The organism is Clostridium sp. AF19-22AC (genome assembly GCF_003479085.1).
Taxonomy (GTDB): Bacteria; Bacillota; Clostridia; order Lachnospirales; family Lachnospiraceae; genus Faecalicatena_A; species Faecalicatena_A orotica.
In genome coordinates, this window is the sequence record NZ_QUGN01000003.1 from 380,804 (window position 1) to 386,887 (window position 6,084).

The window sequence follows — 6,084 nt, forward strand, 5'->3', positions numbered from 1 at the left end:
GCTGCTCCTGCTTCTTGTAATACTTTTTTATTCGTCCTCTTTCCTGATTCTAAAATTCCCAATCAGTTCCTTTAAGAGTAAAGCCTGGGCTGAAAGCTCCTCACTGGCCGCCGCACTTTCCTCGGCCGTTGCAGAATTCATCTGGACAACGCCGGAAATCTGTTCAATCCCTTGCGTAATCTGTTCTGCAAATCTCGCCTGCTCTGCTGAAGCCGCCGAAATCTCTTCTATCTCACCGGCCACCCTGCCTGCTCCCGCCACCACGTTCTGAAGTGTATCTGCCGTCTCATCTGCAATACCCGCCCCATTCTCTACTGCCAGCAGAGAATTCTGTATCAGGGCTGCCGTACTCTTCGACGCATCCGCACTCTTTTCCGCCAGCTGCCTGACCTCACCGGCCACGACTGCAAAGCCTCTTCCGCTTTCACCTGCCCGGGCCGCTTCCACCGCAGCATTGAGGGCTAGGATATTTGTCTGAAAGGCAATCTCCTCTATTGTCTTTAAGATCTTACTGATCTCACGGGAACTTTCCCGGATATCCTGCATGGCACCCAGCATCTCCCGCATCCTTACATTGCATTCTTCTGCTTCCCTTCCAACCTGACCTGCCTGCCTTTTCGCCGCATCGGCCCGTTCCGCATTAGAAGTGATCTGGCTGGTAATCTCGCCGATGCTGACAGCCAGTTTCTCCACCGTCCCTGCCTGCTCCGAAGCTCCCTGTGCCAATGCCTGCGCACCTGCAGACACCTGTTCAGATCCACAGGATACCTGCTCGGCAGAACTGCTGATCTGGTTCAATGTAGTATTCAAAGAATCCAGAATCTGTTGCAGCGCTTCCCTAATAAAACGCAGGTCACCGATATAAAGATCCTTTGTAGTAACGGTAAGGTCACCTTTTGCCATCTCACCCAATGTACCGGACACATCTTCTATCATCTCTTTCAATGTCTGGATGGAAAAGCGCACGCTGTCAGCAAGCCGGCCGATCTCGTCTTCACTGTGGACACGGACCTGCACTTCCAGGCTGCCCTGTGAAAATTCCTCCATGTTGCTGCTAAGTTCCGCCAGGGGCCTCAGCATCCTGCGTATAATCAGTATTGTCACCGTAATCAAAATCACCACTATTATGGCGGATAAAACGAGCATCACAGCAATCAGACTGTCACGGGTGGCATTCACCTCTGAAACCGGCAGAGTTGCGGCTGCAAGCCATTGTGTTGAAACACTGTTTTTAAAAACAGAAATATATTTCGTACCTCTGTAACTAAATTTTATAACTCCATTGTAATTCTCTGCGGCCTTTTGCTTGTATTCATCTGTGATATCGAGATCCATGACATTTTTCTCCATTGCATCGGGATCATCACTGTATATATAATCTAAATTGCTGGAAATAATCTCCAGATATCCATTTTCCCCAACTTTGATGTCTGCAAGAAGCTTATTCAGACTGCTGACATAAACATCAAAACCAACGAAACCAGTGATACCACTCCCGCCATCCACACGCACCGGTGATACAATAGACACAATATCTTTATTCGTGGCCGGGTCCGTATAAGGGTCTGAAATCACGGTATTTCCATTTGTAATAATCTGGCTGTACCATTGTGTATCTGCCAGATTTGCCTCCACGGTTTCACCATCTGAAAGCAGATATCTGTCCGATCTTATATCCGCCGCCCATACCTGAAGGACCTTTTCATCGGCCATACGGTCAAGTGCTCCGGAGAGTTCTTTCAGAACAATTGCTTTCCCTTCATAGGACTCAATATCCTGCGGTGATGAAACTGCCTCAAAATAACGCTGAAGGTCTTCGCTCTCCTCAAACATCTTGACTGCGGACACCTTGCTGTTAAAGAAATCATCCACTATAGATACCGCATAATCTGCCTGCACATTGATGATATCATCATTCAGCCCCGAGATACTATCTGCGGCCATGATGCAGGATACAATGATCAGGATACTGAGCGAAGGAATTATAACCGCGAGTAAACTCAAAATAATTCTGGATGAAATGGATTTTGACTTTTTCTTTTTTCCATTTTCTTTCTTCTGCTGAACTAACAAATTTGACATATAGGATGCCCCCGTAATCTATAGACTTATGTATGCATCATTATATCATAAATACAAAACCCGCGAAATACTTCATTCCATATTTCAGTTTACATTCCGGCGCATATGCAGGGAGAAAATAATCCGGACAGCATCCTCTATGTTTCCTAGAACGCTGCCCGGATAAAAATGTGTATCTTATGCTTCTGTAAGTTTTCCGCGTTACCTCTTGTCTCTGAGTGTCACATCATGTGCCCCGCCTTCAACAATACTTGTGGACGATACCAGTGTGATCTTCGCCTTTTCCTGAAGTTCCGGAATTGTGAGTGCACCGCAGTTGCACATCGTAGAGCGTACTTTGCTTAACGTCTGGTCGACATTGTCTTTCAGGCTTCCCGCATAAGGAACAAAGGAGTCAACTCCTTCCTCAAAGGAAAGCTTCTTGTCGCCGCCCATATCGTATCTCTGCCAGTTTCTTGCCCTTGCACTTCCTTCGCCCCAGTATTCCTTCATATAGCTTCCATTGATATTGACCCTCTTAGTCGGGCTTTCGTCAAATCTTGCAAAATATCTTCCAAGCATAACGAAGTCGGCTCCCATTGCAAGTGCCAGTGTGACATGGTAATCATGCACGATTCCGCCGTCTGAACAGATTGGTACATAGATTCCTGTCTCCTGATAATACTCGTCTCTCGCTTTTGCCACCTCGATCAGGGCCGTTGCCTGTCCCCTTCCGATTCCTTTCTGCTCACGTGTGATGCAGATTGCACCACCGCCGATTCCGACTTTTACAAAGTCCGCACCCGCTTCTGCGAGGAAACGGAACCCATCCGCATCGACTACATTGCCGGCGCCTACTTTTACACTGTCGCCATACATCTCCCTGATATAGTCAATCGTCAGTTTCTGCCATTCTGAAAATCCTTCTGAACTATCAATACAAAGAACATCAGCCCCGGCTTCCACCAGCGCCGGAACTCTCTCTGCATAATCCCTCGTATTGATTCCCGCTCCTACCATATATCTCTTCGAACCATCAATCAGCTCATTCTCATTCTTCTTATGGGTATCATAATCCTTGCGGAAAACCAGATATACAAGTTCCTGATTCTTGTTGACAAGAGGAAGGCAGTTGATCTTGTGTTCCCAGATGATGTCATTGGCCTCTTTCAGTGTTGTATCCTCGTCGGCGTATACAACATTCTCAAGCTTTGTCATGAAGTCCTTTACCTTCGTATCCGCATCCATCCTGCTTACCCGGTAGTCCTTATTCGTCACGATACCCAAGAGCTTCCCGCTCGGACTTCCATCCTCCGTAACCGCTATAGTTGAATGCCCTGTACGCTCTGTGAGTTCCAGTACATCCTGAAGAGTCATCTCCGGTGAAATATTAGAATCACTTACTACAAACCCTGCACGGTAGCGCTTTACCTTTTTAATCATCTCCACCTGGTCTTCAACAGACTGTGAACCAAAGATAAATGACAAGCCGCCTTCCCTTGCAAGTGCAATTGCCAGTCTGTCGTCGGATACGGACTGCATGATTGCAGAAACCATCGGAATATTGATACTAATCGCGGGCTCCTGTCCTTTTTCGTATTTCACCAGCGGTGTCTTAAGGCTTACCTTTGCCGGAATGCACTCTGCAGATGAGTAACCCGGAATTAAAAGATATTCGCTGAAAGTCCTGGATGGTTCTTCGTAATAAAATGCCATGATAATCCTCCTTTTTTGGCTGCTGTTCTTATGATTAACATATTTTCAGAATTATATGTTCCTATCGTACCACAATCAGCGCTGACAGAAAACCCCAAAAGTTACCAAAAAAGGAGGCTGTTTTACCAGATTTATTTTGCTTTCTTTGCTTCTTTCTTAGACTCCAGCCTGCTGATGATAATGGAGCAGGCAGCATCTCCTGTGATATTGACTGTTGTCCTTCCCATATCGAAGATTCTGTCCACACCGGCAACCAGTGCAATTCCTTCCACGGGAAGTCCGACACTCTGCAGCACCATCGCCAGCATGACCATACCTGCCCCCGGAACACCTGCCGTGCCGATAGACGCAAGAGTTGCAGTCAGCACAATCGTAACCATCTGGCCAAGCGTCAGGTTTACCCCATAACAGGTTGCGATAAATATAGCACAGACGCCCTGATAGATAGCAGTACCGTCCATGTTAATCGTAGCCCCCAGCGGGAGTACAAAGCTAGCCACATCCCGTCTTGCCCCCAGCTTCTCTGCACATTCCAGATTCAGTGGAAGTGTTCCCACAGAAGAGGCACTGGAAAAGCCCATAATCATTGCCGGTGCCATGCCCTTAAAGAACTTCAGGGGGCTGACCCCGCCTAATGTCCTGACAGTTGTCGAATATACCACAACTGCATGGATAATGTACGCAATATATGCCGCCAAAAGTACCATTGCCAGAGAACCCAGAATTTCCGGACCATTCACTGCCACAACCGGTGTAATCAGACAAAAAACACCGAATGGGGAAAGCTTCAGTATCATTGTCATGACTGCCATGCTCACATCTGCCAGACTGTTAATCCCTTTTGCCAGTGCCTTTCCCTTTTCCCCTGCAACGATGATTCCAAAACCAAAAAACAACGCAATGACGATCACCTGAAGCATCGTAGCATCCGCCATCGGCTGGATGAAGTTCGACGGGAAGATATTCACAAGTGTATCCATAAAGCTGACTGAATCTGCTGCCTCATATTCGAGTCCGCTCGTCTGGAGCACATGGAATGTTCCTTTGAATACATTTGCCAGAATCAGGCCGATCACTACCGCAAATGCAGTCGTACACATATAATACACGACTGTCTTCCATCCAATCGAACCTACCTTACGAATATCGCTCATAGAAATAACCCCCGCAATAATCGATGTCAGTACGATAGGAACAACGATAAACTTCAGCAGGTTCAGGAAAATCGTTCCAAACGGCTTGATGTAGCTCTCCGCCCACTCTGCCTTACCGGTAAGCATGAAGATAAGTCCTGCCACGATCCCCAGTGCCAGCCCGATAAAGATTTGCATTGCCAATGATAGCTTCTTTTGTTTCTGCATAATTCCGTCCTCCAATTTATATATATTTTATATACAAATTATAAAATATTTATAATTGTAATGCAATCTTTATTTTTCTAATTAATTTGTTAGATAATTCACAATGTTCTGAAATCTTTCACTTATTTGTGAATTGTTTCGGACATATATCATATGTAAATTTGACTTCTTTAGTTTCTGCTTTATTTCTTTTATCTGGTGTTTTTTCGAATATCTGTTCTGTTTTTTATTGAAGTCACTGTATAAATCTGGTAAAATAGACCTAGCTACCAGATAAGACATCTTCACAAAGGAGAAACATAATGAAGGACATAAAATTTTTTTTAACTAATCTCCTCTTGCCATATGAAAAAATATGGACTATATATATGGCCGCTGTTACTATTCTTGCCGGTATCTGCTTTAACATTTTTCTTACCTTGAAATTTCATTGGGTCATGATTCCTTCACATCCAATGTTTCCATTCTTTATAGGTACGAACTTTATGTTTCTGCTCTGTTTTCTCATTTTCATACTAGAGTCCTTTTATCAGCGCCTGCTCGTTCGTTTCTTAGCGCCATTCTACAGTCAGGTTAAAACAAATGATCTTCGTCATTTCACTTATATGGAATATCATCAGATGTTTTCACAGATATTTCCTTTGAATGACCACCTGGCAGCTATTAAGAAAAGATACCTTCCTTTTTTGTACTGTTCCAGATTTTTAATGATACTATTGTATCTGACCATTTTGTTTTTATGTGGGACAGCAGATTATTTTTTCAGCCGGGTCCCCGTAGTTAAGACATCTTTTTGTTATTATCATTTTTTCATTATAATTGCCCTGATCATATATTTACTTCTGATCATGCATTTAAATACTTCAAAACTTCCTGACATGCCTCAGGCAAATAAGTGGTTCTTCTTCATACTTATATCCATTCCTTTCGCTTCGCTCAGGCACAA

General features: G+C 44.6%; 3 protein-coding genes. All 3 read right to left on the reverse strand.

What is annotated here, in order from left to right; all coding sequences use genetic code 11:
* Positions 1-27 precede the first annotated feature (27 nt).
* Positions 28-2,082, reverse strand: a complete 2,055-nt coding sequence (locus tag DWX43_RS05570; RefSeq protein ID WP_118619361.1) for a methyl-accepting chemotaxis protein — start codon at positions 2,080-2,082, stop codon at positions 28-30.
* A gap of 201 nt (positions 2,083-2,283) precedes the next feature.
* Complete coding sequence (locus tag DWX43_RS05575; protein ID WP_109729615.1) at positions 2,284-3,777, reverse strand: IMP dehydrogenase; 1,494 nt, start codon at positions 3,775-3,777, stop codon at positions 2,284-2,286.
* A 131-nt stretch (positions 3,778-3,908) separates the two neighbouring features.
* Positions 3,909-5,138, reverse strand: coding sequence for a dicarboxylate/amino acid:cation symporter (locus DWX43_RS05580; protein ID WP_118619363.1), 1,230 nt, complete (start codon positions 5,136-5,138; stop codon positions 3,909-3,911).
* Between the last annotated feature and the right edge of the window lie 946 nt (positions 5,139-6,084).